Here is a 26,002-nt window from a genome sequence, read left to right on the forward strand (position 1 = left end):
ATGTCATCCGTTACGCCCGAAACCGCAGACGTTGCAGCCAGGATGAAGTGGCGCCCAAGGCGTCACGCAGTTGTTCGGCAGTGATGGTGCGCGCTGCCGCATCGAAGCTCAGCGCGGTTTGCAGCGCTGGCCAACAGTGTTTCGGTAAGTTCTGCGGGGCTTGCAGTTCGCGCTCCAGGTGCTCGTCGCGGGCCTGGGTCGAGGGCAAGCGGCGGAACGGGTGTTTGCCGCCCGCCAATTCATAGATCACGCAGGCCACGCCGTACACGTCCGCGCTGGCCGACAATGGTTGGCCCTCAAGCAGTTCGGGGGCGGCGTAGCCCGGGGTCCAGGCGTTGAAGCGCTCGCGGCTCAGGTGTGGCAGGCCGGGCAACGTGCCCTCTTCTGCCTGGCCGAGACCGAAGTCGAAGAGGCGCAAGCCTTCCTCGCTGAGCATGACGTTGCTCGGTTTCATGTCACCGTGCAGCACGCCGCGACGGTGGGCGTAGGCCAGCGTGTCGAGCAGCGGCAAGACGATGTCGCGCAGTTCTTTCCACGGCAGGCCGAGAGGCCGCTCGCAGAGCAATTTGTCCAGGGTCAGGCCACGCATGTATTCCATGGTGATGAAGGCCCGCTGGCAATCGGTGTCGACTTCAAAGGTGTGTGCGCGCACAACGTTGTTGTGGCGCAAGCGTCGGGTCAGGGCGAACTCGCTGTAGAGCAAGGCACTGGCGTCCGGCGATTCGGCAAATTCTTCGCTGAGGATTTTCAGCGCGATGTAAGGGTCGGGATCGCCGAACTGTTCGTGCAGCAGATCCCTCGCCCGGTATACAGCGCCCATGCCGCCGGCCCCGAGCAGGCGCTCGAGGCGATAACGGCCGGCCAGCACGTCCGGCAACGCGCCGATGCTGGCCTTGGTGGGGGCTAGCGCGGGTTCCGCGTTATGGGCTTTGGCGAAGGCGAAGTACGTCAGGTTGTTGGCCTGTTCTTCGCTCATCAGCAAGTCATCGATTGGCGATTCGATTTCACTCATTGGCGGATTACCACGGCGGTCAAATTGTCCCGAGCGGCGCCCCGCAGGGCACCGTCGAACAAACGTTCCAGCGCCACGTGCGGCGCGCTGAGGCTGAGGGCGTTGCCGAGGGCATCGCTGCTCAGGCCTTGATACAAACCATCGCTGCAGAGCAAAAACGCATCGCCCGGATAGACCTCGAGTTCGAGGACATCCAGGGTCAGTTGTTCGGCGGCGCCGACGGCTCGGGTCAACGCCTGAGCCGACGGGTGCGCTGCCGCTTGTTCGACGCTCATCTGTTGCTCGTCGATCAGTTGCTGTTGCAGCGAATGGTCTTTGGACAGTTGATACAGACGCTGGCCGCGCCACAGGTAGCAGCGGCTGTCGCCGGCCCAGATGCAGGCCGCGCGATTGCCTTCCACCAGCAGCGCCACGACGGTGCTGCCCATGATGCTGTCGTGACGGCCGGCAGTGACGGTCAACTCCTGCCCCAGGCGCCGGTTCAGCCAGTGCAGGCACTGGCGAATGGCTTTGAGGCGTTCGTCGAACTCGTCGTGTGCCGGCAGTTCAGCCAGGCTGGCGACGATCAACTGGCTGGCGACGTCGCCACCCTGATGACCGCCCATGCCGTCCGCGACCACCCACAGCCCCTGCTGCGGATGGTCGAGGAAGGCATCTTCGTTGCGCGCCCGCACCTTGCCCGGGTCAGTACGCGCCGCGCTGCGCCAGGGACTGGCCACCAGCATCAGAGCTGCACCGGCATACGGAAGGTGCGCAGCACGCCCATGTCGAACGGGTTCGGCGTGCGCTGGCTGGTCAGCAGGTAGTTGGCGCGCAGGCCGCCTACGTCAGCTTTCAGCACCAGCACGTCGCGACCGGTCAGATACTCGGTCTGCATCAGGTCGAACAGACGGAACAGCGACCATGGGCCGGAGTTCTTTTCGATACCGATCGGGCGGCCGGCCATTTTGTCCATGACCAGGCTGGTGCGACCGTCTTCAGCATCGGTCGGCCACTTGAACGACATTGGCAGGATCGGGCCGTGACGGTATTCCATGGTCTTGTCGCCGAACTTGAACTCGGAACGGCTGACGGCCGGGTCGAGGGTGTATGGCTCCAGTTTGAACTGCACGGTCGGTTCGGCCGGGTTGATCGAGAAGAAGCTCTGACGAATCGTCAGTGCCGCCGCCATCTGATCGAGGTAGACCTTGGACACCGGCAGGCTGTGACCGTCAATGCTGCGCATGCGGTAGTTGCCCGGATCGCCGCTGACGAACGGACGCATGTAGCTGTCGAAGAAGCGGTCAACGGTGCCTTGCGCCTTGAAGAACTCGCGGAAGTCGCTGATCGCCACGTCGCTGGTGCTGCTGGCGCTGAACGGATAACGCTTGCTGATGGTCTTGCCATACACGCTGTACAGCTCGTTCTGATAACGGCCGTTGAGGTATTGGTAAGCATCGTTGAGCACCAGACGCCAGGAGTCTTCGGCCAGCACGTTGAACCACACGCTCAGTGGCCGCGGCAGGCGACCGGAAGCGGTGCGCAGGTTGGTCAGCGCATCACGCTGGCCGCTCATGCGGGTTTTCGCCAGTTCGAACGCGGCTTGTTCCGGCGTGCTGGAACGGGCCAGACCGGACAGTTGCAGTTGCAGGTCGTTGAGCGCGGTGAAGGCAGGCGTCAGGTCGGCGCCCGGACCGTTGTTGTCATCGAGCAAACGATGCAGCGGTTCGAAGCGACGTTGCAGCGACTTCTTCGCGGTGTCCGGCAGGCTCTTGGCGACGTTCAGGGCCGAAGCCTTATCCGCCACGGCAGACGCCAGTTTGCCGACTTTACCCAGTTTGCCCTTTTGCCCCGCCAGTGCATCGGCGGCATCACCGGCTTCATCGACCGGATCGGCAGCGGCCGGGAAGCGGGTGTTTTCACGCACTTCGGTAAGCAATGCGAGCACCGGCGAGTTGGCCGAAGTCAGCCCCGCCAGTTGCTCGGCGCCTTCACCGGCGTCGCTGATCGGCGGCAAGGCTACCTGGCCAACGGCTTCGCTCCAGTAGTTGGCGTAGTCGCGGAAATACAGCTGCTCCAGTTCGACCATCAGGCGACGCAAGTCCATGTCGCTGATGCCCGCACCTTCGCCCAGCACCCAGTTGTCACGCAGGATGTCGGTGACCAGCGCCGAACCCTGCACCGAGAAGTACTGCTGATAACCGGTCTGCGTGTAGAAGCCCGGGATCACATATTCGGTGCCGATAAACAGCGCGCCTTGCGGGCCGAGGTGTTGGCTGAAGCGGTATTCCGGCAGGTTGCGCGCCTGCTCGCGGAGCATGCGATAAACCACGGTGGCCAGCGATTCGCTGCGCAATACCTGACGCGCCTGCGTGACCAACTGGTCGTTCAGCGGGTAGATAAACGGCAGCTTCAGCAAGCGTTCGAGGTGAGTGTTCAGACCGTTCTGCACCGCGGTGTTGCCGGTGTAGCGCTGCGACCAGTCAGTGGCGACCCAGTCCTTCAGCCATGCGGCGTCACGACGGTCTTTCATGTTCAGCATCAGGTACGCGCGCAGGCTGTTGAGCAGCTTTTCGCGGTCCTTCATGTTGGCGCGAATCTGCCCTTCGAGCATGGTCGCGACGCGTGGCAGCAGCTGCTTTTCAAGCTCACGATCGTAAGCCTCTTTCACCACCGGATTAACGGTTTCACCCTGATACAGACCGCCACGTTCAAGGTACGAGACGTCACCTTTTTTCGGGAAGGCCTGGGTCGCAGCGTAGCTGGTGTCGAGGGTTTTCAGCACACCCATCGCATCATCGCGCGGCGACAAGGCCGAGCGCTGCTGTGTCCAGTTCTGCGCCAGGTTGCGCAGGTTTTCCAGACGCTCGTAGTTGGCCGAGAAACCGCCAGCCCAAAGCATGCCGAACAACGCCAGTGCCGCCAGTGCGCCGACGTACAACGCACGCTGACCCCAATGGATGCGGCTGCGCTCGCGCTTGTCGAGACCGGCCAGATCGGCTTCAGGGAAAATCACTCGGCTGAGCAGGTGATGAATGAATCGCGAACGGCCGCTGCGCAGGGTCGGCAACACACCGGCGTTGAGGCCGAGGCTGGCGCCGATGCCGGCGGTGGTCGAATCCATCTCTTGTGTCAGGTGCGGTGCGCTGGTCAGGTAGAAACCGCGCAGTTGCGTAGCACGCTGATAACGGTTGCCGGTGAACGCCATGTCGACGAACAGGCACATGCGCTCGCCGATCTGCCCCAGTTGATGCGGGAAGTCGAGGATGCGGCCACGGCGCTGCGTGTCGCGCTCGGAGTGCATGCGCATGATCACTTGGCTGTTGAGGCGACGCAGCAGTTCTTCGAACTCGTTGCGCAGCACGGTCACGTCGGTGCCGACCTGATCCTTGCGGAAACTGGTACCCAGCACCTGATCGCTTTCTTCGCGGGTCAGTTGATCGAAGAACTCGTCGAAACCGAGCAGCTTGTCAGCCTTGCTCAGCACCAGATACACCGGCACGTCGACGTGCAGTTTCTGGTGCACGTCTTGCAGGCGAGCACGCACCTGGCGCGCCAGGGTGTCGATGTCTTGTTCGCTGCCGCCGAGCAGGGTTTCCACCGGAATGGTCACCAGCACACCGTTCAACGGACGGCCACGACGACGCTTGCGCAACAGCTCCAGCAAGGTGGTCCAGGCGCTGCCGTCGACTTCGGCGTCAGGCTGCGTCAGGTAACGGCCGGCGGTGTCGATCAGCACACCGTGATCGGCGAAGTACCAGTCGCAATGACGGGTGCCGAGGGTGTCGCGGGTCAGTTTGCGGTCGATCTTGTTGATCGGGAATTCCAGACCGGAAAAGTCCAGCAGGCTGGTCTTGCCCGAGGCCTGTGGGCCGATCAACAGGTACCACGGCAAGTCGCTGCGCCAGCGTTCGCTGCGGCCGCGATACAGGCTCGAAGTCTTCAGGGTTTTCAGCGCGTCTTTGAAGCGCGCCTTCAACTCTTTCTGTTCTTCGTCGATCTGCTCTTCGCGGCGGATGCGATCCTGACCGTCTTCGGACTCTTCTTCGGCTTTCTTGCGAATGCCCGAGCGCCAGCTGACGAAGACCATGGTCAGGCCCCAGATCAGGAACAGCACGCTGATGGTCAACAGACGGGAGGTCGAACCTTCCCAGAACTTGTAGTCATCCACTGCCAACAACGGGCCGACGAACCACACCAGCAGCGCCACGAACAGCACCAGCAGCAGGGTCCAGACCCAGGTCTGGCGCAGGAAGGCGCCGACTTTCTTGAAAAACTTTTTCATCACACGTCCCTGTTTACGGCTGCGACTGCGGCTGGACCGCGGCCGGATCAAGCGGCTGATATGGTTGCAGAACGGTGTCGCGCTGCTCGCCCAAGACCCAGGCGAAGCCCGAATACATCACCACCAGGCAGACGAAGGTGAACAACACCACCATCCACGCCGGCACGATGCGCACCAGGTTGCGGCGCTGATCGTTCAAGCCTTCCCAATGCGGCGACAACTCGCGCGGCACGTCGCCACGCAACTGACGGATCTGCCGGTACAAGGCGTCGCGGATGCCTTCGAGTTCGAGCATGCCGCGAGCCTGGACGCGGTACTTGCCCTCGAAACCGAGGGACAGGCACAGGTACATCAGCTCGAGCATCGGCAGGTGCTTGACCGGGTTCTTCGACAGCCGATCGAGCAACTGGAAGAACTTCTCGCCACCGAAGGTTTCGTTGTGGAAGCTGCTCAAAAGGCTCATCTGCGACCATTCGCTTTCGTTGCCCCACGGCGTGGTCACGACAGCTTCGTCGACCACGGTGCAGAGCACGTAACGCGCGGCCATCACCTGGCTGCTCTCGGCGCCGTTGTGCAGGGCGCGCACTTCAAACAGCTTGAGCCCGGCGGTCAGGCGCTCGTTGAGCGCGTAGAGATCTTCGCGGGTTTCGCTGTGCTTGAGGCGCACCACTTCCGAGAGCAGTTCGGAGGAAGCGGCCACCAGCGAATTGAGGCTGATGTTGAACGCTTCGGCCGGGCGCAGGCGCGCGGCGTAGATCATCCGTTCTTCGAGTTGCTCGAAACGCGGCGGCGCGGCGAAGTCGGTCAGCGGACTCGACGCCGGGCCATGGCCCTGACGGTCGAGCAGGACGGTTTTGTCGTCCTGATTGTGTTCCATGTCCTTGATCATGTCGGTCAGTTCCTGATGGCCCAGAATTTCAGTTCAAGCTCGGCAAATTCGCCGGACACGTGGAACGCGAAGCCGCCGGAGCGCTCGAGTTGTGCCAGGTCTTCGGAACTGAGTTCGAGGATGAAATAGGTTTTGTTCGAGTGGAACGCGATCTGCCGCGGGGCCACCGGCAACGGTTTGACCTTGATCCCCGGCAGGTGCAGGTTGACCAGTTGGCGGATGCGCTCCACCGGGCCGACCTTGAGGTGCGCCGGCAAGCGGTGGCGCAGTTCTTCGGAGTCGCAGTTGGCACTGGCCGCCAGCACGAACGATGCCGTGCCGAGCAGTTTGTGGTCGTGCAACGGCGACACGATGATGCCGTACTGACGCGCTTGCAGGATCAGCTCGATGGCGTGCTGTTCCAGCACCATCGACAGTACCTGACGAATTGCGTCCATCAGTTTGCGGAAGCTTGCGCCCTGATCGGCGTGCGAGTAGCGGCTGTCCAGACGCGGGCGTTTGCTATCGCCGGAGAAAGTCGCCAGATCGCCGAGCATGGTCAGCAGCGTGCGGTACAACTCTTCCGGATGAACCTGCTCCAGCCCCAGGTAGTGGCGCAGCAGCAGTTCGGTACGGTTGATCAGTTGCAGCATCATGAAGTCGCCGACTTCCGCACCGCCGACCTTGCCGTTGGAGCGAATCCGCTCGGCAATCGTGTCGCCACGGTGGTTGAGCATGCTGATGACTTCTTTCAGGCACGACAGCAGATAGCTGGAGGCGTGGGCCTGAATGTAGGTCGGCACGAAGTCCGGGTCGAGGCTGATCACGCCGTCGGGCGTGGTGTCGAGCACGTCGCAGATCTTCAGCTTCACGTAGGCCTGATCGCTCTGCTGCTCGCCGAGCAACAGTTTGAAGTCCGGGCGACCACAGCTGACCTGGCTGGCGGAATCGTCGCCGGCGTTGGAGTCGGCCACTTCGGCGTCGTACGCGGTGTAGCGCGCGAGAACGTCGGACTGCTCCGGACGGCGCGACTCGATGTGATTACCGGTGACCAGCGGCAGCGCCAGGTAGATCGGCGTGTTGCCGGTATTCGGCGGCACGTCCAGCGCCAGCGGCTCGGTGTTGCCGCCGAGTTCGAACAGGCTGCCGTCCGGCAAGATCCCCGAGGCAGCACTGATCACCAGTTTGCCCATGTTGAGAAACTGCAGGTCGATCTCCAGATTGAGAAAACCCCAGGTGTAACCCCCCAGCAACTGGGTGCGGGTTTTCATCTGGTGATCGTAGTAGCGATCGTTGTGCTGGAAGTGCTGCGGACGCAGCAGCATGCCTTCCTGCCAAATGACTTTATGGGTATTCATGGTCAGTCATCCGCCTTGGCGAGCACTTCATGGGTGTTGCGGATCCCGGCCTGATCCAGCGTCAGATCCGCGTCGGTGACTTCCAGCGGAGTGATTTGCACCGTGTAGCGCCATTTGGTTTCCGGCAGGTCACGGTAGGCGGCGAGGATGCCGACGTAGCGGCTGCCCTCCTCCACGCTGAGCTTCATTTCCACGGTTTCACCCGGGCGCAGTTCGATTTCTTCGCTGGCCACCAGATCCGGGTTGAGGGATTCCTTGGCGCGCTCGTAGAGGCTGAAGAAGTCAGCGTTCTCGAAGGTCACCGGGTGCTTGAGTTCGAACAGGCGCACGACGATCGGCGACGGCCGACCATTGAGATCCGGGTTCAACTGATCGCTACCGGTCAGTTTCAGATTGATCTTGGTCACTTTCGAGTACGGCGACAGCGACGAGCAACCGGCGAGCAGCACCAGCACGGTGAGCGCAGTCAGCGTCTTGAAAAAAGCGGTCGAGCGGCGAGACATGCGCATCATCCTTGGTGGTCGGTGTGGAGGGTGGAGATCAGGCGGATCTGTTCTTCGTAGGCCTGGGCGAAGTCGCGGGCCAACAGGCGTTCGCTCCAGTCATCGTCCTGACGCAGCGCCTGGTGATAACGACCGAACGCTCTCCAGCGCCCGCCCGACGTTGCAATCAACGGCTTGTTGTCGCGCTCGAAACGCAGGGTCAGTTGCTCCGGGGAGAAGTGCTCCAGCGTGCCGCGCACGGCGGCGCGGCTGGCGGTCAGCAACGCCACCTGATGCGCCTGCAAATCGCGGAACGCGCGGGAGATGGCTTGCTCGGCCGGCAGATGGCCAGGCTTGCTTGGTTGCAACAGAATCTGCAGCGCTTCGCTCGGATCAACGGCAAATTTCAGCGGATTCTTGTTGCTGCCTTGCACGGTGGTCTGGGCCAGACGCAGTTCGTTTTTAAGCTCCGAACGAGTACGCAGACTCTGCTGCAAACCGCCGACGCTCTGACGCAGCAAGCGCGCAGCGTTCAGCGCCAGGGCTTCACGCTCGTCGTGGCTGAGACCTTTGACGTCGACACCGAGCGCGGCACCGAAGTGCTCCCAGAAACCTTCGCTCTGGCGCTCAACGGCTTTGGGCGCCGGCGTTGGCTCAGGTTCGGCGGGCGCGGCGATCAGCTCCGGCACCATCAGGCTTTCCATGTCGATGCGCGCATAGTCGGCGCGCTGACGGGAGTCCTCCGGGTCGGTGTTCGGCGCGAGCATTTCCTCGAATTCCGAGTACACGCGCTCTTGCTGTTCGAGGGATTTCAGCGGGTCGAGATCGAGGAACGCGTCGTCCGGAATGATGCTGCCGGCCGCGCGCGGGCGCCCGGCTTCACCGTCGAACGCCGCCGGGTCACGGACCAGCCGCGCACGGATCTCGAAGTCGCCGAGCACATAGGTGCTGCCGTGCTCGATGCGCACCGGCTCACCCTTGTGCAGGCGCGCGCCGCTGTCGCCGTCCTGCACGCCGTTGCTACTGGCATCGGTGAGGAAAAACACACCGTCACGGAAGCTCACAATCGCGTGGTGATTGGACAGGTGACGCTTGCGGTCAGGGATGATCCAGTCGCAGTCCTCGCCCCGCCCGATCACGCCGCCGGCCTGTTTGAAGGTCTTCTGGCACAACTCGGTGGGCACGAACTGCTTGGTGTTCAGCATTTCGAAAACCAATTCCATGTTTGATGCTCCTTGCGGTCACTTGCCGCGATTGACCGCTTGCGGATCACCCAACGGGCGATAGTCGTTGTCGTTGAATTTGTAATTGCCGCTACAGCCGCCTAGGCCGCAAAGAACGACAAGGGTCAGCAGAACAGCGTGCCAGTGACGAACAGACATCAGAGGGTCTCCAGGGGTAGACAAAGCACAAGGCGCCGACCCTTGCGGGCGGCGCCATTATTAGCGAATTCATTGGCTTGGGAGGCTCTAAACCAAGGCTCAGAGCCAATCCAAGGAGGTGCCACGATCTCCTGTGGCGAGGGGACTTGGCGAAACGTCGCACCGCCCCGTTGGGGTGCGCAGCGCCCCCAAAACCTGCCAGCGCGGTCTCTGAGTGAAACCGTGTTTACCGGACTGCGACTGCTGCGCAGCCGGACGGGGATAAATCCCCTCGCCACAGGGTATGTTTTGAGTTCAACGAACTGCTGTAACTCAACCATCGAAGTCACCCAAATTGATGTTCAAGCGACCGAGGCGATACAGCAGCGTGCGACGTGGCAGGCCCAGTTCGCGGGCGGCCAGGGTCTGGTTGCCGTCGTTCTTGCGCAGGCAATCGAGCAACAGACTGCGTTCGACTTTCTCCAGGCGTTCGCGCAGGTTCAGGCCGCTGTGGTCGTCGGGCATCGGTTCCATGCGCAGGGAGAAATGCTCGTCCAGCAACTCGCCGCCCTCGCACAACAGCACCGCGCGTTCGACCAGGCCTTTGAGCTCGCGAACGTTGCCGGGGAAGTTGTAGCCAGACAGATGCTCCAGTGCCGCTTCCGACCAGCGCACCGGGTCGCGCTGCAAGAACGAGCAGGCCTTGTCGGCGAAATGCCGCGCCAGTTCGAGAATGTCGCTTTCGCGATGACGCAACGCCGGCAGTTCGATCGGGAATTGCGCGAGGCGGTAATACAAGTCCTCGCGAAATTTACCTTCGCTGACCAGCACCGACAGATCACGGTGCGTCGCGGCGATGATGCGCACATCGATCTTGTGCGTGTCGTTGGAGCCCAACGGACGGATCTCGCCTTCCTGCAACACGCGCAGCAACTTGGCCTGCAACGACAGCGGCATGTCGCCGATTTCATCGAGCAACAGCGTGCCGCCATTGGCCGCGTCGAACAGCCCGGCACGGTCGCGATCGGCGCCGGTGAAGGCACCTTTGCGGTAGCCGAACAGTTCGCTTTCCAGCAGGTTTTCCGGGAACGCCGCGCAGTTCTGCACGATGAACGCCTGGGAACGTCGCGGGCCGCAGTCGTGAATCGCTCGCGCCACAACTTCCTTGCCGGTGCCGGTTTCGCCGCGCAACAGCACGGTGTACGGGCTGTGCAAGACCTTGCTGATCAGCGAGTAGGTCTGGCGCATCGCCGCACTTTTGCCGATCAGGCCATAACCGCTGACGTTGGCCACACTGCGCGACATCGGCGCGACCACATCCACTGGCTGACGCAGACGTTGCAGCAAGTGCAACTGACCCAACACGAACGAGCCGAGCTGGCCGAGGGAATGGGCGAAGCCTTGCAGGTCGACGCGGCGATGGCTGGCACACAGCAGCAAGCCTTCAACTGCCTTGTGCTGATTGACCAGCGGCACACACAGCAACGATTGCCAGGCCTGCGTTGCGACTGGCAGGAAACTGGTTTCGTGCAGGCTTCCGCCGAGGTCGTCGAGGCACACCACGCGGTTCTGGCACAGGGCGAATTGCAACAGTTGCTCACCGTTGTAATCCGCCGGCAGGCTTGCCGCTTCGCGCGGTTGCAGCGCGCCGTCGAGGTACTCGGCGTTCATCCCCAGGCAGGTGTGGGTAGCGTCGAGCAGGTACAGCTGCGTCAATTCGCAGCCGCTCAACTCGGCCAAACCGCGCACGAAGTCACCCAAGAGCGCAGCGCCGTCTGCCGCACGCGACAGACTGGCGAACTGCGCCAGCAACGCTTCGGCATAGACCAGCGGCTGCGGCACTTGAGTGAACATCACGCCCACCTCAGGCGAACTCGCACGTCACGCTGGCTTCGCCGTCGAGCGTGGCATGCACACGCTTGAGGCTTTCACCGGTGGCCATAGCGTCGAGCAGACGATCCGCTACCAGCGGCAGCACGTGCTGATCAAGCAAGTGATCGATCAGGCGCGCACCGCTTTCGCTTTGCGTGCAACGCTCGGACAAGTGATCGACGAGGTTCTGGCACCAAGTGAAATCCAGCTGACGACGGTTGAGACGCTCGCCGAGACGGCCGAGTTTGATCTCGATCAGCTCGCGCAATACCGGGCCGCCGACCGGGTAGTACGGCACCACTTTCATCCGCGCCAGCAGCGCCGGTTTGAAGTGTTTGCTGAGCACCGGGCGAATGGTTTCTTCGAGCACTTCGGCGGTTGGCCGTGCACCGTTTTCGCAGAGGTCGCTGATACGGTCGCTGCCGAGGTTCGAGGTCATCAGGATCAACGTGTTGCGGAAGTCGATCTCGCGACCTTCGCCGTCGTTGGCCACGCCTTTATCGAAGATTTGGTAGAACAGGTTGAGCACGTCCGGGTCTGCCTTCTCGACTTCATCGAGCAGCACCACCGAGTACGGTTTCTGCCGCACGGCTTCGGTGAGCATGCCGCCCTCGCCGTAACCGACGTAGCCTGGCGGTGCACCGATCAGGCGCGAAACGGTGTGCTTCTCCTGGAACTCGGACATGTTGATGGTGGTGATGAAACGATCGCCGCCGTACAGCAGGTCAGCGAGCGCCAGCGCGGTTTCGGTTTTACCGACGCCGCTCGGGCCGACCAGCAGGAACACACCGACCGGTGCATCAGGTTTGTTGAGGCCGGCAGCGGTGGCGCGCATCGAGCGGTCCAGTGCGTGTACGGCTTGCTCCTGACCACGGATGCGCGTGCGCAGGTCGGTGGCGAAACTGGCGACCTTGGCGTTGTGCTCACGGGCCAGTTGCGCCAGTGGCACACCGGTCCAGGCGCTGATCACTTCGGCGACCAGACGCGGGCAGACTTCAAAGCTGACCAGACGCTCCTTGACCTGTGCGGCAGTCAGCTCGGCGTGAGTCTTGTTCAGTTCGGCTTCCAGCGCTTCAACGCTTTGGCCTTCTTCAACGTCGGCTGTGAGAGTTTCGATCACGGTGCCTTCGGCGTCTTCTTCAACGCTGACGGTCGGCTCGACAGCGGCAGCCTCACGAGCCTTGGCCAGTTGCTGACGCAGTTCCAGCAGGCGCTCGGCCAAGGCTTTCTGTTCGGTCCACTGGGTTTCCAGTGCGACCATCTCATCTTCGGCTTCGTCGAGACGCGCTTCCAGCGCATCGAGTGCTTCGTGGTCGATCAGCAAGCCAGCTTCGGCGTCGCGGCGCAGGGCCTGACGCTGACGGCCACCTTCAGCCAATTCGCCACGCAGGCGTTCAAGGCTTTCCGGTGCAGCGGCGAGGCTGATGCGCACGCGGGCGCAAGCGGTGTCGAGAACGTCGACGGCTTTGTCCGGCAGTTGGCGACCGGCCAGATAACGGGCCGACAGTTCCGCCGCCGAGACCACCGCGTCATCGCGCAGGTAGATACCGTGGCTCTTCTCGTAGACCTGAGCCAGGCCACGGAGGATGGTCACCGCTTCGCTGACGGTCGGCTCGTGCAACTGCACCGGTTGGAAACGACGGGCCAGGGCCGGGTCTTTCTCGAAGTATTTCTTGTATTCGGCCCACGTGGTCGCGGCGATGGTGCGCAGCTCGCCGCGCGCCAGTGCCGGTTTCAGCAGGTTGGCCGCGTCGGAACCGCCGGCATTGCCGCCCGCGCCGATCAGGGTGTGGGCTTCGTCGATGAACAGAATGATCGGTTTCGGCGAGGCTTTGACTTCGTCGATCACGCCTTTGAGGCGACGCTCGAACTCACCTTTGACGCTCGCGCCGGCCTGCAACAGGCCCATGTCCAGCGACAGCAGCTCGACACCTTTGAGCACTTGCGGCACTTCACCGGCAGCGATGCGCGACGCCAGGCCTTCGACGATGGCGGTCTTACCGACACCGGCTTCACCGACCACGATCGGGTTGTTCTTGCGGCGACGGGCGAGGATGTCGACCATCTGGCGGATCGCGCCATCACGGCACAGCACCGGGTCGAGTTTGCCGTCGCGGGCCTGTTGGGTCAGGTTGTGGGTGAAGCGCTGCAACAGCGATTCGCCCTGCGCGGCCGGTTTGCCATTGGCCGCCGGTTGCTCTTTTTGCGACAGGGCGAATTCTTTCAGGCGATCAATGTTCAGCTTGGCGAGCAGCGGCTGATAACGGCTGCCGGCGTAGCGCATCGGGTTGCGCAGCAGCGCGAGAATCAGCGCGGCGTCTTCGACCTGGGTCTGGCCCAGTTCGAGGTTGGCCACCAGCAAGGCGTCTTGCAGCCATTGCACCAGTTCCGGAGCAAACACCGGATTGCGCGATGCGCTGTGTTCAACTCGCGATTGCAGTGCGGCGCTCAGTTCACCGGCGTCGACATCAGCATCCTGCAACGCGCGTGCGAGCAAACCGTTCGGGCGCTCGAGCAGGCCGAGCATCAGGTCTTCGACGAGGATCTTGCTGCCGCCACGGGCGACGCAACGCTCGGCCGAACGCTCCAGATCACGACGGGTTTCGGCGTCCAGCGCCTGGATGAGTTGTTGCAGGTCTACGTTGATCATGGCTCACGTCCTTAATGAATTTTGCTGCCCAGGGTCACCACGCCGTCCGCTTTTTCGCGGCCCAGCCAACTGGTCCAGCCGAGGCGACAGGCGTTCTGCTCACCGATGCGCAGTTCGCGGATTTCTTCCTGGCGCAAGACCAGGCGGATGTCGTAATCAAGCGGGTCACGCAGGGTGAACCGCACCAGCGCGCAGAGCGGCTGGTAACCAAAACCGATCGGCAGGAATTCATGGAATCGCTGCCAGTCGAGCTGGGTGATGTGAATGCGGAATTTGCCGCTGCGGTCGCGCACGTGCTCACCGAGCACGAGGTCTTCGCCGAGCACGCTGTTGTCGCGGCCCAAACGATTGCGCTGTTCTTCGAGAATCTCCACGCGACGCTCGATGCACTGCTCGATGACCAAGTCTTCGTGCTTGAAGTAGTAACGCAGCACGGCTTCGATCAGTGCCGCCGAGTGCGCCCGCAAGCTGAGCAGGCCGAGGTACGGCAACAGGCGTTTCCAGTTGAGCTCCTTGGCCTTGCGGATCTCGTCGCCGCCCAGACCGATCAGCGCAAACAGCTGCGACGAGAACGGGTCGAGCGCGCCACTCTGGAAGCTCGCGCGATAGCGGTACTTGCGCCAGATCGGCAGCATCAGCCGTTGCAGGCGATGGTGGAACAGGTCGAGGAAATTGCGCGTCGGGTTGCCGTCCTCGCTGTCGCCCAGGGCCTGTTCGCCGTAGAACGCCGGCAACGGCGAACCCGAGCCCACCAGGCCGATCAGGTTGAAACGCATGCGCGCGCGCATCTGCCCGTGCTCTTCGAAAAACTCCACGCGATCGACATCGCTGCGCGGAAAGCCCAGGCTCGGGTTGGCCTGGAACTCGACCTGATCGTACAGATCGTCTTCGCTCAGGTGCGGGTGTGCTTCGCGCAGCCGGTCGATCACCAGCAGCACGGCCTGAAACAGCGAGTACTCGCGTATTACCTTGGTCAGCCCGCTTAAAGCAGGGGCTGAAGGCCCATACGTGGTGTCCATTGGTACACCTCTCCCTGTGTGCTTTTTACGCGCAGTTCATGGAATGAATTGAGACTGGCGTAAAGCGCGAAAAACTCGTTAAGAACCGAAGCGAAGACGAACAGGTCGCCCTCGCCGATGTACCCTTCCGGGTCGATGGTCAGCTCGGTGCGCAAACCGCGTACCGGCAGGCCACGGTGCAACCGATCGACGTGGTGATGCTTGATGTGCTTGAGGCCGCCGAGCAGGCGTTTGCTGACCTTCTCCGCGTGCTGGTCGTAGTAGCGCGGCAAGTCGTAGGTTTCGAGAATCACCTTCAACGCATTGACGTCGGCCAGCGACAGATAGTTAAGCGACATGTTGCTGATCAGCTTCCACAGGAAGTCACGATTCAGCGGTGGCGCAAAACTCGAGGTCGCCGGGGTGATGTTGCGGAAACTCAAGAACTCCGGCGTCTCTTCGCAAGCCATGCAGATGTCGCCGAGCTTGAGCTTGCGGGGCAGGTTCTGGTTGGTGCACATCAGCTCGATCGACAGGGTTTCGTGGGCCTCGGTGTGGCGAATGCCGAAGCTCAGGTAGGTGTCGAGACCGTCGTGCAACAGCGACGAACGCTGGCGAATGCTGTAGTGCGGACGGCTGTTGGGCACGTCGAAACTCGGGTCGTGCTCAAAGGATTCGAACGGCACGTACTCCTGATAGCCGAGGCCGCCGGGCTTCCAGCCGGTCACGGTTTCCACCGAGAACACGCCGCAGTTTTCCAGGTCGTATTCCGCCGGTAGCAGCAGGTATTCGTCCTGTTTGCCATCGAGGCGAATCGGCAGTGCGTCGTGCGCAAACAGGTTGGCAATTGGCGTGCAGAACAGCTTCACGTTATCCAGCGTCGGGCGCATGCGCATGATGCCGCTCTTGCGAATGTCGAAACGCAATTCGAGGCCGCGCATCTGCTTGAGCGTGTCTTCCGGCAGTGCCTTGAGGATGTCCAGACCGTTGACGTCGACGAACAGGAACTTGTCCTGGAAGGCGAAGTATTCCTGCAGGTAGCGATAGCCACGGAAGGTGTTCAGCGGATACGGGATCAACGCTTCTTCTTCGGCAAAGCCCACCGGTTTGACCCGGTCACCGGGAATCTTGAACGCCATCGGCTTGCCGCTGACGCCATCGATCGGCTTGCCGGCGCCGTCGAGCGGGATCAATTCGATGCCTTCAAGGTTACGCAGCAGGCTCAGGTAGAGCATCTGGCTGATGTAACGTTCACCGGCAAAGTGCAGGCGCAGTTTGCTCAGTTCCAGCTCACCGAGGTGGCCGTCGGCGCTCATTTCCAGACGCAGGCTGAGCAACGAACCGTCGCCCTTCACCGAGTAGTTCAGCGCGGCCAGATCCAGTGGCAACACTTCGGTCGGGTAGCAAGTGCGGAAGCGGCAGCGCACGTCTTCGATCGGCACGCTTTCAATCGGCGTATCGCGCTCGACTTTCAGCGCCGGACCAGAACGCTTGAGCGGGTCGAACTGCAAGATGCTGAACGCCGGCAGCGGGCGCATGTAGTTCGGCCACAGCAGTTGCATCAGGGAATGACTGAGCTCCGGCAGCTCGTCATCGAGCTTCTGGCGCAAGCGTCCGGTCAGAAACGCAAAGCCTTCGAGCAACCGCTCCACGTCCGGGTCCCGCCCGGCCTGCCCCAGATACGGAGCCAGCGCCGGACTACGCTCGGCGAAACGGCGACCGAGTTGGCGCAGAGCGGTGAGTTCGCTTTGGTAGTAGTGGTTAAAGGACACGGGTTACCTGCCTGGTAGTGGTACTCATCAAAAAAATATCCTGTAGAGCGCAACCGTCACGCCGGCACAGACATAACCGGCGATCAGGAGGTATGGCACCAGCAAAAACCAGCTGTAGGCCATGAAAGCGTCATCGAATGGGCCGGCGATCAGGCTGCACAGGCCATAAAGCATCCACGGCACGGCGTAGAACGGGATGAACTTGACCGGCGCCCACCACACCATCCGCAGCGCTTGTCGCTCGCTTCGACTCTTCGCCGCCCGCGATACCCACAGCGCAAACAGCAGCAGCCCGGGCATACCGAACCACAGCAGATACACCCAATGGGTCTCGGGCGATTCGAGTGTCGAGTAGTCGCCAATCCAAAGGCCATAGGATGAAAACGCCAGCATCAGCAGCAATGGCGTCCACAAGGCCGCCATGAAGAAGTTCAGTTGCGCGCGACTAAGCATGCTCGGCCCCCGCGACAGACACGCTGACCGGTTCTTGCCCATGTGCTGGGTGCTTTCCAGCGTTGGACCTGCGCGTGTACCAACGATCCAGCCCGGTACAGAGAAGAATCGCCGCCAGGGTGAAAGTCCCTTGACCGACGCCATACAGCAGCGCCCGCAGCGGGTGATCCGGCAGCATCCACAACAGCACCAGCGCTACCCAGATCGCCCACAACACCAGCTTCACGCGCAGAACCAGGATCATCGCCAACAGCCAGTTGAACACCAGGAAAAACTCGTAGAGGAATTTGCTGGTCAGGCGAATGTTCACCCCACGCGAGGTCAAACCGCCGTAGGTCGCGATGTACCAGTCGGCGGCAAAATTGTTCAGCAACGTGTAACCCACACAGAAAACACTGTGGATCAACAGGCAGCAGATCAGGCGGGCTGGCAGGTTCATGCGACAGGCAACGATGAGTAGTAAGCGCCGGCCATTTCGATCGCAACCAACGACTGCAGCGCCGTCAGCCCGTAAAAAAGAGGCTGCTTGGGGAGGACGAGCAAAGTGATCAGGCGCATTCCGGCACCCACCAGTCTTCGTAACCTTGCGTGCCGGGATACAGTACTGTCGAGCCGCTGAACTCCGGGGGCCCACCGAAAACTTCAGTCACCCGAAAATTCCATTCGGACGATTCGAGCAGCGCGCCGTCAGCGGTGTACACGCGGAAAAAGTACTCACTGGCGAACAACTCGAACACACTCCCGAGCAATCCCAGCTTGTGATAGCCGGGCGCGTAGGTGACGAGATAGCACTCGCCCGAATCGTTCGAGTGTCGGGTGATGGGCTCTGCCGTTACACCACCGAAAATCTTCAACCCAAGCAAAACGGTACATATGCATACACCGATCAGCGCGGTCACCAGCAGCAGTCGCGATGTCGCTCGACGCGGGTGAATCTTCAGCGGTTGCGCGCCCGCCTGCCGGCGCCAGCGGGTGTACACCGAGTTTATGGCGCTGCTCAGCAGGATCCCGCCAACCGTCAAGCCACCCGTAAGTGCGCAGTACGCCAAACCCCGGATGGGATACTGCGGCAGCAGGTAAAACAGGATCGTCAGCATCATGAAAATTACCAGACCGAACTGAATGGCCTGGCGCTGGATGAAGACCAGAATCAGATTGAGAGAAACGAAAAAATAGAAAATCAGGTACATCGCCATGCCAATGGCTACACCACGCGAGGTCAGTCCACCGACCAGCTGTTTGTAGGCCGGCACGGCATAGCCATTCAGGACGATATAAATCACGCAGGCCAGCGCATGCACGGCCAATCCAATGAGTCGGGTACCCATCAGTTTTCTATCACTTTATAAGGGGTATTGCTGATCACGCTGTTGGCCCAATGCTCTTTCCAGCTTGGAAGCGACCACGTGAATGTTCGATCAGCCTTGTTGAAATCAATCCACGACACGCCGACGACTTCCTTGTCCTCATAGCCGCGCATATACAGCGACTCACGGATCATCAGCGGCGTACGGTAAGTGTGGCCGGGGTCTTTCAGGTCAATCAGTCTGAGATAGAGCATGCCGGAGGCACCGATCATCCAACTGGCGGGTACCACCTCGAATCGGTAATCGCCGGAAGGACTGAAGGTCACCAGGGACGGGGCACGCGTCAATTCGTTGATCACTACGATCACTGGCAGCAATAGCGCCACGGCCAGGAAGACACCAACCGTCCTCGCATACTTACGCATGTTCATGGTTGGCCACACGCTGGAATATTCCAGCCCTCGTAACCTGTCACTGTCGGGTAGACCGCTCGGGTACCCAGCCAATACCAGCGTACATCCGTGGTGAACTCTTGAGCCAGGCGTGCCGCCGTCGCTTTCACGTAACAGGCAGCAGCGATCAGCGCAGCGGCCGCTAGGGCGAAAAAAAGCACAGCGCTACGCCCCAACGTTGCGAACGGGCTCCGGTGTACGGCGCTCCCTCGCATGGTCTTAATTCACCTTCACTTGCCCGCTGCCATCCAGGCGCGCGGAAAAACTGACCTGACGCTTGAAACCTTCAACTTCCAGCAGGCCTTCGATACTGAAGGACAGGCGAAGCTGATCGTGATCACGCGGCAGGGAAATGACACGCACGTTGCTCAGGCGCGGCTCGTAGGCTTCGATGAAGTTTTCGATAGCCAGACGGGCCTGACTCAGGGAGTCGTGCAGGCTCAGGCGCATGTCATTGAGATCGGGCAACCCGTAGTCGGACAGCGTTTGCACGCTGCCGGCCCGGGTGCTGAGCATTTTGGCCAGATGGGCAGCCACTGACGCCATGGCACAAGCCTCAAGGCTGTTGCCCTTGCGTAGTTGCGCGTCGCCGTTGAGGCGTTCGAACAGGCTGCCGTATCCGTCCATGAGTCGCTCTTACTCTTTGTCCAGCTTGCCAACCAGCGACAGGGTGAAATCGGCACCCATGTACTTGAAGTGCGGACGCACGTTCAAGCTCACGCGGTACCAGCCTGGCTCGCCTTCAACGTCGCTGACGATGATTTGCGCAGCGCGCAGCGGACGACGGCCACGCACTTCGGCGCTCGGGTTTTCCTGGTCGGCAACGTACTGACGGATCCACTTGTTGAGTTCCAGCTCGAGGTCGGTACGTTCTTTCCACGAACCGAGTTGCTCGCGCTGCAGCACTTTCAAGTAGTGAGCCAGGCGGTTGACGATCATCATGTACGGCAGTTGAGTGCCGAGCTTGTAGTTCAGCTCTGCCGCCTTGCCTTCTGCGCTGATGCCGAAGAACTTCGGCTTCTGCACCGAGCTTGCGGAGAAGAACGCCGCGTTGTCGGAGCCTTTACGCATGGTCAGGGAGATGAAGCCTTCCTCGGCCAGTTCGTATTCACGACGGTCGGAAACCAGAACTTCAGTAGGGATCTTGGTTTCGATTTCGCCCATGCTTTCGAAGTGGTGCAGAGGCAAGTCTTCAACCGCACCGCCGCTCTGTGGGCCGATGATGTTCGGGCACCAGCGGAATTTGGCGAAGCTGTCGGTCAGCTTGGTGCCGAACGCGTAAGCGGTGTTGCCCCACAGGTAGTGCTCGTGGCTATTGGCAACGGTTTCCTTGTACACGAACGATTTGACCGGGTTTTCTTCCGGGTCGTACGGGTTACGCAGCAGGAAACGCGGCACGGTCAGGCCAACATAGCGGGAGTCTTCCGAGGTACGGAAGCTCTGCCATTTGGCGAATTGCGGGCCTTCGAAGTGGTCTTTCAGATCTTTCAGATCCGGCAGGCCGGTGAAGCTTTCCAGACCGAAGAATTTCGGACCGGCAGCGGCGATGAACGGCGCGTGGGACATGCAGGCTACGCTGGACACGTACTGCATCAGTTTCACGTCCGGCGAGCTTGGCGACATGTAGTAGTTGGCGATGATCGCGCCAACCGGCTGACCACCGAACTGGCCGTATTCAGCGGTGTAGATGTGCTTGTACAGGCCAGACTGCATGACTTCCGGCGAATCTTCGAAATCGTCCAGCAGGTCGTCTTTGGAGACGTTGAGGATTTCGATCTTGATGTTTTCGCGGAAGTTGGTGCGATCGACCAGCAACTGCAGACCACGCCACGCCGATTCCAGCGACTGGAAGTCCGGGTGGTGAAGGATTTCGTCCATCTGACGGCTGAGCTTGGCATCGATCTCGGCGATCATGCGGTCAACCATGGCTTTTTTGACCGGCTCACCGTTGTTCTGCGGCTTGAGCAGTTCTTCGATGAACGCCGACACACCGCGCTTGGCGATGTCGTAGGCTTCGTCGTCCGGGGTCAGACGGGTTTCGGCGATGATGCTGTCGAGAATGCTGTACTCGCCGTTTTCGGCGCTCTTCTCTTGTGCTGCGCTAGTGCTCATTGTGTTGGCTTCCTTGGCTGGAGTCTCAGGCGTCCGGGGCTGCGGCGTTCAGGCCCAGCTCACCGAGTACGCGACCGCGGGATTCGTCGTCGGCGAGCACGCCTTCGATCGCTTTACGGAACGCAGGTGCGTTACCCAGCGGGCCTTTGAGGGCCACCAGCGCATCGCGCAGTTCCATCAGTTTTTTCAGCTCAGGCACTTGCTCGACCAGGCTGGCCGGGTTGAAGTCCTTCATCGAATTGACGCGCAGTTGCACAGCCAGCTCGTCGGCGTCGCCATCTTCCTGCAGACGGTTCGGTACGCTCAGTGTCAGTTGCAGCTCTTGCTTGGCCAGCACTTCGTCGAAGGTCATCTTGTCGATGCTGATCGGCTTGCGATCTTCGATTTTGCGCTCGTCCTTGCGGTGGGTGTAGTCACCGATTGCCAGCAGCTTCAGCGGCAGTTCAATCTCTTCCTGAGCACCGCCGGTGGCGGGTTTGAAGGTGACGTTGATGCGTTCCTTGGGGGCTACCGAGCCTTCTTTGGCCATGGCTTTTCTCCTTGCGGTTGTGGCCCTGGGGCCTATTCGAGTACCACTTCGAGATCGAGGTGGCACAGCCTGCGATAAATCTCTTCCTTGCGTTCACGTACGGCATGGTTCTGCGGCAACAACTCGCAGCAACTGTGCAGCAGGTGCAGCACTTCCAATGCAAGATCGGGCTCCCAGGCGTGCAGGCCTGAGTCCTGTAATGTCTGATCGAGGGTTTCCAGCTGGTTCTTGGCCAGTTCGTATTTCTTGGCCATGAAGCACAGGCGCGCGAGGGCGAACTGCCAGAAGAACCGTTCGCGGCCGCCATGGGCCGACTGCAAGCCTTGCTTGAGCGTCTGCACGGCAGGCTTCAAGCCTTCCTTGCGCAGCAGTGGCAGAACTTCTTCGAGGGCCTTTTCCCAGGCCGGCTGGGTTTCGACGTTTTCGCTTTCGACCTTGCGCGGCGCGCTGGCGCTTTGCAGGTGCGGCATGACGTTGGCGGCGATCCACGCCCGGGTGGACGGATCGGCAAACGGCGCGCCGTCATGGAAGCGCAATTCGACAATGCCGGGCAGGCGCTGAATCAAAAGCGCGAAGTGGATTTCCACTTCGCGCATGGCCAGCTCGGCGTTGAGGTTCTGGAGACATTCCCAGACCATCCTCTGGCCATCGAACCAGAACGGCGCCTTCGCCAGGCTCGCCTCCAGTTCCACCAGCAGGTCGGCGTATTTGCCCTGATCGAAACGGTCCTGGTAGAGCTTGAGTTTTTCCAGCGGCAGACCGCGCAACACGGTGATCTGCTCGGCGTTGCGTTCGGGCACGGCGTCGATGGTCATCCACAGCAACGTGCGGTTCAGGCGCAGGGCGCGCAGGTCGGTGGCTTTCTGTTTGAGCCACCAGGCGCACAGCGGACGGGCGCTGTCCTGCTGGGCGCGCAGGGCTTTGTGCGCGTCTCTTTCGTTGTCGATCGGTGCGCCGGGGGCGAGCAACTGGCTGGCGGCCTGCTTGACCTGCGCCACCGCCGCACCGACGACGCCGGGGGCCGGCTGGTTGTCGGCCGCACGCTGGATCATGGTTTTCAGGCGACGGGAGATCGGCAGCAACAGCGGCGAGTCGTCGCCCAAATGCTCGGCACACGCGGCTTCGAGGCCGGACAGGTGCTCGGAGAGCTGCCGGAACATCGGCAGCTGCTCTTTGATCGCGATGTTTTCGGTGATCACCTGCTCAAGACGCGGCACCAGCCAGCCAATGGCGGCGGCACGGGTGCGGGGTTTGAGCGGATGAACGTCGGCCCAGTTGTTTTCCGACAGATGGTGCAGCAGACCGAGGCCGGCCAGTAGCCCTGGGAAGGATTCACGCTGATACAACGACCAGGTCAGCCAGGCGCCGACACGCAGATCCTTGGATTGGGTACGCAGGAGGTTTTCGCTGTTTTCGCGAATTTTCAGCCAGTCGATCTGCCCGCTTTCGTGCATCGACGAGGCTTTGGCCAGCTCACTTTCCAGGGCCTCGAATTCGCTCGAAAAGCGTACGTCTTCGCCCGCAAAATTCTCTTTGGAAACAGAGACTTTCGCGAGTTCGAGGTAATGGGCGGAAAGTTTGCTTGAGTAGGACATCCATGGCCTTTAATTGGATTACAGTCGTGCGCCTATTGGAGTTTCAGCGGCGCGGGACAGTATCGAAGAGCAGTGACGCGACTCATCCAATTGAGTGTGTGCTCTATCAAGTGCGCGCATCGTAATCACAATGATGGCCACTAGCAAGCATCTGGTTAAACAACAAGACGAAGTGTTCATTGCTGCTTGTAGGAGATCGCCCTATATGTGACAGGGGATTCCCTGATGTCGATTTATATTTGCCCTGATGCTCGCGCCTGGCCACAACCCTAGAGATAGAGCGGCTCGCTGCAGGCTTACCCGGCACTTTGAACATCCGTTCCAAACCACGGGTAAAAGCATGCCTGCACTTGCAGGAAATAGAAGTAGGAATTTTCCTATAAATGCAGCGTATCTATCTACCCATTGCCGACGACAACAGACGCCGGCAGAAGTGCCATCAATTTGCTAGCATTTTTATTTTTCATGGAAACTTGTGCGCTTAACACGGCAATACACGGCTAACTGTTGCGATTGGCCGGAAAACTTGGGCAAGTATTTTACTGACAGATGTCGAGGAGTGTTCTTACATCAAATTGTTTCAACGCTAATAGCGTCGCCACTTGGAAAAGTCATTATATTGTCGCCCGCCGTCATCAATTGGATGGCATTCATCATTGATATGGACATTGCACATGGACGACAACAGAAGGCCCATCAAGACGCGGTCCGCGGGCTGGGCGAAATACATTACCCAGCGACTGGTGAACAGCAACATCACGCCGAATCAGATCTCGGTCGTCAGCATCGTTTTCGCCTTGTTCGGCGCAGCCGCGCTCAATATCGACGATGGAATCACGGGCTCGATCCTCTGCGCTCTGGCCATCCAATTGCGCCTGTTATGCAACTTGTTCGATGGCATGGTGGCCATCGAGGGCGGCAAACAATCAGCCATCGGCAGCCTCTATAACGAATTCCCCGATCGCGTCGCGGACAGCCTGCTGATCGTCGGGCTCGGCTACGCCATCGGTCAGTCTGATCTGGGCTGGTTTGCGGCGCTCGCCGCAGCGCTGACCGCGTATGTACGAGTGTTCGGCGGCTCGCTTGGCCTCGCGCAAAGCTTCATCGGGCCGATGGCCAAACAGCATCGAATGGCGGTCATGACGGTGGCTTTGCTGTTGAACGCGTTCGAAGCCAGCTATTACTCGACCCACTACGCTTTGCTGATTGCACTGACGATCATCGCCATCGGCTCCGTCGCCACTTGCGTCTCACGCACGCTGGCTATCGCCCGGCAATTGAAGGGGAATCACCATGTGGATCAGTAATGCGTTGATCTCGTTGTTGCGCTTCTTGATCGGCGTAACCGCTCGCTGGGAGAGTCCACCGGACCTGTCGCGCCAACGTGTCTATTTCGCCAACCACACCAGCCACATGGACACCCTGGCGATTATCGCCGCCTTGCCACCGGAAGCCCGAAAAGATGTAAAACCGGTGGCCGCCGCCGACTACTGGGGCAAGAACCGCTTTCTCAAGTACATCTCGGAAAAGGGCCTGAATGCAGTGCTGATCGAGCGTAATCCGGCGCCCGGCGTCAATGTGCTCGAGCCGATTTTCGATGTGGTGCGGGCCGGCCATTCGATCATCATTTTCCCAGAGGGCACGCGCTCCACCCAAGCGCTGCCGGGCGAATTCAAATCCGGCCTGTACCGTTTGGCCGAGACCTTTCCCGACGTTGATCTGGTGCCGATTTACCTCGAAAACCTGCACCGCTCAATGCCAAAAGGCAAACATGTGCCACTGCCGATCATTTGCACGATCCGCATCGGCGACCCGCTGCAAAGGATTGCCGGTGAGGAGAAACAAGTGTTTTTGGAGCGAGCGCGTGAAGCCATCGTGAGGTTGTCGAAATGAGTCTGGAAACCAAATTCCTCTGGTTCTTCGCGGCCATCGCCGGGTTGCTGGCGGTCGCCTCGCTGACCGGTTACGTGCTGGCGCGGCGGGCAAAAAGCGCAAGCTCGATCGCGACCATCGACAACCTCAACCAACGGGTGAATGCCTGGTGGGGGATGGTGATCATTTTCTTCGTGTCATGGCTGCTGGGGCCTAACGCGACAGTGGTGTTGTTTGCCTTCATCTCGCTGTTCGCGCTGCGTGAGTTCATCACTCTGGCTCCCACCGCACGCGGTGACCACAACGCACTGTTTTCGGCGTTTTTCATCCTGATTCCGCTGCAATACCTGCTGATCGGCATGCACTGGTACTCGATGTTCACCCTGTTGGTGCCGGTGTATGCCTTCCTTTTGTTGCCGGCAATTGCCGTGTTGAGTCAGGACACCGAGGGTTTCCTTGAGCGCACGGCGAAGATTCAGTGGGGTGTGATGATCTGCCTCTACTGCATCAGCCACGCTCCGGCGCTGTTGCTCCTGGACTTGCGAGGGTTCCAGGGCCAGAACGCCTTGCTGCTGTTCTATCTGGTATTTGTGGTGCAGATGAGCGATGTGCTGCAGTACGTGTTCGGCAAGCTCTTCGGCAAACACAAGGTCGCGCCGCTGGTGAGCCCGTCGAAAACCGTCGAGGGCTTGATCGGCGGGGGCTTGAGCGCCACGTTGATCGGTGGTTGCATGTTCTGGATGACGCCGTTCAACTTCTGGCAATCCCTGTTGATGTCGCTGGTGATTGTGGTGATGGGCTTCCTCGGCGGGCTGGTCATGTCGGCCATCAAGCGCAGCCTGAGCGCAAAAGACTGGGGCACGATGATCAAGGGCCACGGCGGCATGCTGGATCGGATGGACTCGATCTGCTTCGCGGCACCGATCTTCTTCCACTTGACCCGGTACTTCTTCTCGGCCTGATCCGGGCACTTTCTTCAGGCACAAAAAATGGGCATCCGACCGCAATCGGTATGCCCATTTTTTTATACAGCGCCCCCGCGATT

General features: G+C 60.7%; 24 protein-coding genes. 3 read left to right on the plus strand and 21 right to left on the minus strand.

Going from position 1 to position 26,002, the window contains the following annotated elements:
• Nucleotides 1–10: 10 nt before the first annotated feature.
• The 21 genes from JFT81_RS23190 to tssA all read right to left on the minus strand — a co-directional run bounded on the left by JFT81_RS23190 (nucleotide 11) and on the right by tssA (nucleotide 23,085).
• Complete coding sequence (locus JFT81_RS23190; protein WP_201229319.1) at nucleotides 11–1,012, minus strand: serine/threonine-protein kinase; 1,002 nt, start codon at nucleotides 1,010–1,012, stop codon at nucleotides 11–13.
• On the minus strand, nucleotides 1,009–1,737 hold the full coding sequence (locus JFT81_RS23195; RefSeq protein WP_008078706.1) for a PP2C family serine/threonine-protein phosphatase: 729 nt from the start codon (nucleotides 1,735–1,737) through the stop codon (nucleotides 1,009–1,011). The genes JFT81_RS23190 and JFT81_RS23195 overlap by 4 nt, the downstream gene beginning before the upstream one ends.
• Nucleotides 1,737–5,276, minus strand: a complete 3,540-nt coding sequence (gene tssM, locus JFT81_RS23200; RefSeq protein ID WP_201229327.1) for a type VI secretion system membrane subunit TssM — start codon at nucleotides 5,274–5,276, stop codon at nucleotides 1,737–1,739. The genes JFT81_RS23195 and tssM overlap by 1 nt, the downstream gene beginning before the upstream one ends.
• A gap of 13 nt (nucleotides 5,277–5,289) precedes the next feature.
• Nucleotides 5,290–6,165 carry a type IVB secretion system protein IcmH/DotU gene (icmH, locus tag JFT81_RS23205; protein ID WP_008078709.1) on the minus strand — a complete coding sequence of 292 codons (876 nt, stop codon included), beginning with the start codon at nucleotides 6,163–6,165 and terminating at the stop codon, nucleotides 5,290–5,292.
• A gap of 5 nt (nucleotides 6,166–6,170) precedes the next feature.
• Complete coding sequence (tssK, locus tag JFT81_RS23210; protein WP_201229337.1) at nucleotides 6,171–7,502, minus strand: type VI secretion system baseplate subunit TssK; 1,332 nt, start codon at nucleotides 7,500–7,502, stop codon at nucleotides 6,171–6,173.
• A gap of 2 nt (nucleotides 7,503–7,504) precedes the next feature.
• Nucleotides 7,505–8,005, minus strand: a complete 501-nt coding sequence (tssJ, locus tag JFT81_RS23215; RefSeq protein ID WP_201229339.1) for a type VI secretion system lipoprotein TssJ — start codon at nucleotides 8,003–8,005, stop codon at nucleotides 7,505–7,507.
• Between the two features lie 5 nt (nucleotides 8,006–8,010).
• Nucleotides 8,011–9,207: a type VI secretion system-associated FHA domain protein TagH gene (tagH, locus tag JFT81_RS23220; protein WP_201229341.1), complete on the minus strand. Its 1,197-nt coding sequence runs from the start codon at nucleotides 9,205–9,207 to the stop codon at nucleotides 8,011–8,013.
• 18 nt (nucleotides 9,208–9,225) lie between these two features.
• The gene (locus JFT81_RS23225) at nucleotides 9,226–9,366 is read right to left on the minus strand and encodes a hypothetical protein (RefSeq protein WP_003229566.1); all 141 of its coding nucleotides are present in this window, start codon (nucleotides 9,364–9,366) and stop codon (nucleotides 9,226–9,228) included.
• A gap of 312 nt (nucleotides 9,367–9,678) precedes the next feature.
• The gene (locus JFT81_RS23230; protein ID WP_201229343.1) at nucleotides 9,679–11,199 is read right to left on the minus strand and encodes a sigma 54-interacting transcriptional regulator; all 1,521 of its coding nucleotides are present in this window, start codon (nucleotides 11,197–11,199) and stop codon (nucleotides 9,679–9,681) included.
• 10 nt (nucleotides 11,200–11,209) lie between these two features.
• Nucleotides 11,210–13,867, minus strand: coding sequence for a type VI secretion system ATPase TssH (gene tssH, locus JFT81_RS23235; RefSeq protein WP_201229345.1), 2,658 nt, complete (start codon nucleotides 13,865–13,867; stop codon nucleotides 11,210–11,212).
• A gap of 11 nt (nucleotides 13,868–13,878) precedes the next feature.
• Nucleotides 13,879–14,886, minus strand: coding sequence for a type VI secretion system baseplate subunit TssG (gene tssG / locus JFT81_RS23240; RefSeq protein ID WP_201229347.1), 1,008 nt, complete (start codon nucleotides 14,884–14,886; stop codon nucleotides 13,879–13,881).
• Complete coding sequence (tssF, locus tag JFT81_RS23245; RefSeq protein WP_201229349.1) at nucleotides 14,850–16,637, minus strand: type VI secretion system baseplate subunit TssF; 1,788 nt, start codon at nucleotides 16,635–16,637, stop codon at nucleotides 14,850–14,852. Before tssF ends, tssG begins: the two co-directional genes overlap by 37 nt.
• A gap of 27 nt (nucleotides 16,638–16,664) precedes the next feature.
• Nucleotides 16,665–17,090 carry a hypothetical protein gene (locus tag JFT81_RS23250; RefSeq protein ID WP_201229351.1) on the minus strand — a complete coding sequence of 142 codons (426 nt, stop codon included), beginning with the start codon at nucleotides 17,088–17,090 and terminating at the stop codon, nucleotides 16,665–16,667.
• Nucleotides 17,083–17,529, minus strand: a complete 447-nt coding sequence (locus tag JFT81_RS23255) for a hypothetical protein (protein ID WP_201229353.1) — start codon at nucleotides 17,527–17,529, stop codon at nucleotides 17,083–17,085. The genes JFT81_RS23250 and JFT81_RS23255 overlap by 8 nt, the downstream gene beginning before the upstream one ends.
• A complete protein-coding gene (locus JFT81_RS29550; RefSeq protein WP_277952812.1) occupies nucleotides 17,526–17,648 on the minus strand; it encodes a hypothetical protein in 123 nt (40 codons plus the stop codon). Before JFT81_RS29550 ends, JFT81_RS23255 begins: the two co-directional genes overlap by 4 nt.
• Nucleotides 17,639–18,418 (minus strand): hypothetical protein, encoded by a 780-nt coding sequence (locus JFT81_RS23260; RefSeq protein ID WP_201229356.1) that lies wholly within the window; start codon nucleotides 18,416–18,418, stop codon nucleotides 17,639–17,641. The genes JFT81_RS29550 and JFT81_RS23260 overlap by 10 nt, the downstream gene beginning before the upstream one ends.
• Entirely contained in the window at nucleotides 18,418–18,828 is a 411-nt protein-coding gene (locus JFT81_RS23265) for a hypothetical protein (RefSeq protein WP_201229357.1), read from the minus strand. Before JFT81_RS23265 ends, JFT81_RS23260 begins: the two co-directional genes overlap by 1 nt.
• Before the next feature lie 240 nt (nucleotides 18,829–19,068).
• Nucleotides 19,069–19,476, minus strand: a complete 408-nt coding sequence (gene tssE / locus JFT81_RS23270) for a type VI secretion system baseplate subunit TssE (RefSeq protein ID WP_201229358.1) — start codon at nucleotides 19,474–19,476, stop codon at nucleotides 19,069–19,071.
• A 9-nt stretch (nucleotides 19,477–19,485) separates the two neighbouring features.
• Nucleotides 19,486–20,961: a type VI secretion system contractile sheath large subunit gene (gene tssC / locus JFT81_RS23275; protein ID WP_201229359.1), complete on the minus strand. Its 1,476-nt coding sequence runs from the start codon at nucleotides 20,959–20,961 to the stop codon at nucleotides 19,486–19,488.
• Between the two features lie 25 nt (nucleotides 20,962–20,986).
• Nucleotides 20,987–21,490 (minus strand): type VI secretion system contractile sheath small subunit, encoded by a 504-nt coding sequence (gene tssB, locus JFT81_RS23280; RefSeq protein WP_201229363.1) that lies wholly within the window; start codon nucleotides 21,488–21,490, stop codon nucleotides 20,987–20,989.
• A 32-nt stretch (nucleotides 21,491–21,522) separates the two neighbouring features.
• The gene (gene tssA, locus JFT81_RS23285) at nucleotides 21,523–23,085 is read right to left on the minus strand and encodes a type VI secretion system protein TssA (protein ID WP_201229371.1); all 1,563 of its coding nucleotides are present in this window, start codon (nucleotides 23,083–23,085) and stop codon (nucleotides 21,523–21,525) included.
• Nucleotides 23,086–23,759: 674 nt separating this feature from the next.
• Between tssA and JFT81_RS23290 the strand changes: the two genes are divergently transcribed.
• From JFT81_RS23290 to JFT81_RS23300, 3 genes are read left to right on the plus strand one after another with little or no spacing between them, the layout of a single operon-like run.
• Complete coding sequence (locus tag JFT81_RS23290; RefSeq protein ID WP_201229372.1) at nucleotides 23,760–24,392, plus strand: CDP-alcohol phosphatidyltransferase family protein; 633 nt, start codon at nucleotides 23,760–23,762, stop codon at nucleotides 24,390–24,392.
• Nucleotides 24,379–24,978, plus strand: a complete 600-nt coding sequence (locus JFT81_RS23295; RefSeq protein WP_201229373.1) for a lysophospholipid acyltransferase family protein — start codon at nucleotides 24,379–24,381, stop codon at nucleotides 24,976–24,978. The genes JFT81_RS23290 and JFT81_RS23295 overlap by 14 nt, the downstream gene beginning before the upstream one ends.
• Nucleotides 24,975–25,919, plus strand: a complete 945-nt coding sequence (locus JFT81_RS23300) for a phosphatidate cytidylyltransferase (protein ID WP_201229374.1) — start codon at nucleotides 24,975–24,977, stop codon at nucleotides 25,917–25,919. Before JFT81_RS23295 ends, JFT81_RS23300 begins: the two co-directional genes overlap by 4 nt.
• Nucleotides 25,920–26,002: the final 83 nt, after the last annotated feature.

This window comes from Pseudomonas sp. TH43 (genome assembly GCF_016650635.1).
Lineage (GTDB): Bacteria > Pseudomonadota > Gammaproteobacteria > Pseudomonadales > Pseudomonadaceae > Aquipseudomonas.

Coding starts and splice junctions, on each gene's coding strand:
- JFT81_RS23190 (WP_201229319.1), bottom strand. CDS start 1,012: ATGAGTGAAATCGAATCGCCAATCGATGACTTGCTGATGAGCGAAGAA.
- JFT81_RS23195 (WP_008078706.1), bottom strand. CDS start 1,737: ATGCTGGTGGCCAGTCCCTGGCGCAGCGCGGCGCGTACTGACCCGGGC.
- tssM (WP_201229327.1), bottom strand. CDS start 5,276: ATGAAAAAGTTTTTCAAGAAAGTCGGCGCCTTCCTGCGCCAGACCTGG.
- icmH (WP_008078709.1), bottom strand. CDS start 6,165: ATGATCAAGGACATGGAACACAATCAGGACGACAAAACCGTCCTGCTC.
- tssK (WP_201229337.1), bottom strand. CDS start 7,502: ATGAATACCCATAAAGTCATTTGGCAGGAAGGCATGCTGCTGCGTCCG.
- tssJ (WP_201229339.1), bottom strand. CDS start 8,005: ATGTCTCGCCGCTCGACCGCTTTTTTCAAGACGCTGACTGCGCTCACC.
- tagH (WP_201229341.1), bottom strand. CDS start 9,207: ATGGAATTGGTTTTCGAAATGCTGAACACCAAGCAGTTCGTGCCCACC.
- JFT81_RS23225 (WP_003229566.1), bottom strand. CDS start 9,366: ATGTCTGTTCGTCACTGGCACGCTGTTCTGCTGACCCTTGTCGTTCTT.
- JFT81_RS23230 (WP_201229343.1), bottom strand. CDS start 11,199: ATGTTCACTCAAGTGCCGCAGCCGCTGGTCTATGCCGAAGCGTTGCTG.
- tssH (WP_201229345.1), bottom strand. CDS start 13,867: ATGATCAACGTAGACCTGCAACAACTCATCCAGGCGCTGGACGCCGAA.
- tssG (WP_201229347.1), bottom strand. CDS start 14,886: ATGGACACCACGTATGGGCCTTCAGCCCCTGCTTTAAGCGGGCTGACC.
- JFT81_RS23250 (WP_201229351.1), bottom strand. CDS start 17,090: ATGCTTAGTCGCGCGCAACTGAACTTCTTCATGGCGGCCTTGTGGACG.
- JFT81_RS23255 (WP_201229353.1), bottom strand. CDS start 17,529: ATGAACCTGCCAGCCCGCCTGATCTGCTGCCTGTTGATCCACAGTGTT.
- JFT81_RS29550 (WP_277952812.1), bottom strand. CDS start 17,648: ATGCGCCTGATCACTTTGCTCGTCCTCCCCAAGCAGCCTCTTTTTTAC.
- JFT81_RS23260 (WP_201229356.1), bottom strand. CDS start 18,418: ATGGGTACCCGACTCATTGGATTGGCCGTGCATGCGCTGGCCTGCGTG.
- JFT81_RS23265 (WP_201229357.1), bottom strand. CDS start 18,828: ATGAACATGCGTAAGTATGCGAGGACGGTTGGTGTCTTCCTGGCCGTG.
- tssE (WP_201229358.1), bottom strand. CDS start 19,476: ATGGACGGATACGGCAGCCTGTTCGAACGCCTCAACGGCGACGCGCAA.
- tssC (WP_201229359.1), bottom strand. CDS start 20,961: ATGAGCACTAGCGCAGCACAAGAGAAGAGCGCCGAAAACGGCGAGTAC.
- tssB (WP_201229363.1), bottom strand. CDS start 21,490: ATGGCCAAAGAAGGCTCGGTAGCCCCCAAGGAACGCATCAACGTCACC.
- tssA (WP_201229371.1), bottom strand. CDS start 23,085: ATGTCCTACTCAAGCAAACTTTCCGCCCATTACCTCGAACTCGCGAAA.
- JFT81_RS23290 (WP_201229372.1), top strand. CDS start 23,760: ATGGACGACAACAGAAGGCCCATCAAGACGCGGTCCGCGGGCTGGGCG.
- JFT81_RS23295 (WP_201229373.1), top strand. CDS start 24,379: ATGTGGATCAGTAATGCGTTGATCTCGTTGTTGCGCTTCTTGATCGGC.
- JFT81_RS23300 (WP_201229374.1), top strand. CDS start 24,975: ATGAGTCTGGAAACCAAATTCCTCTGGTTCTTCGCGGCCATCGCCGGG.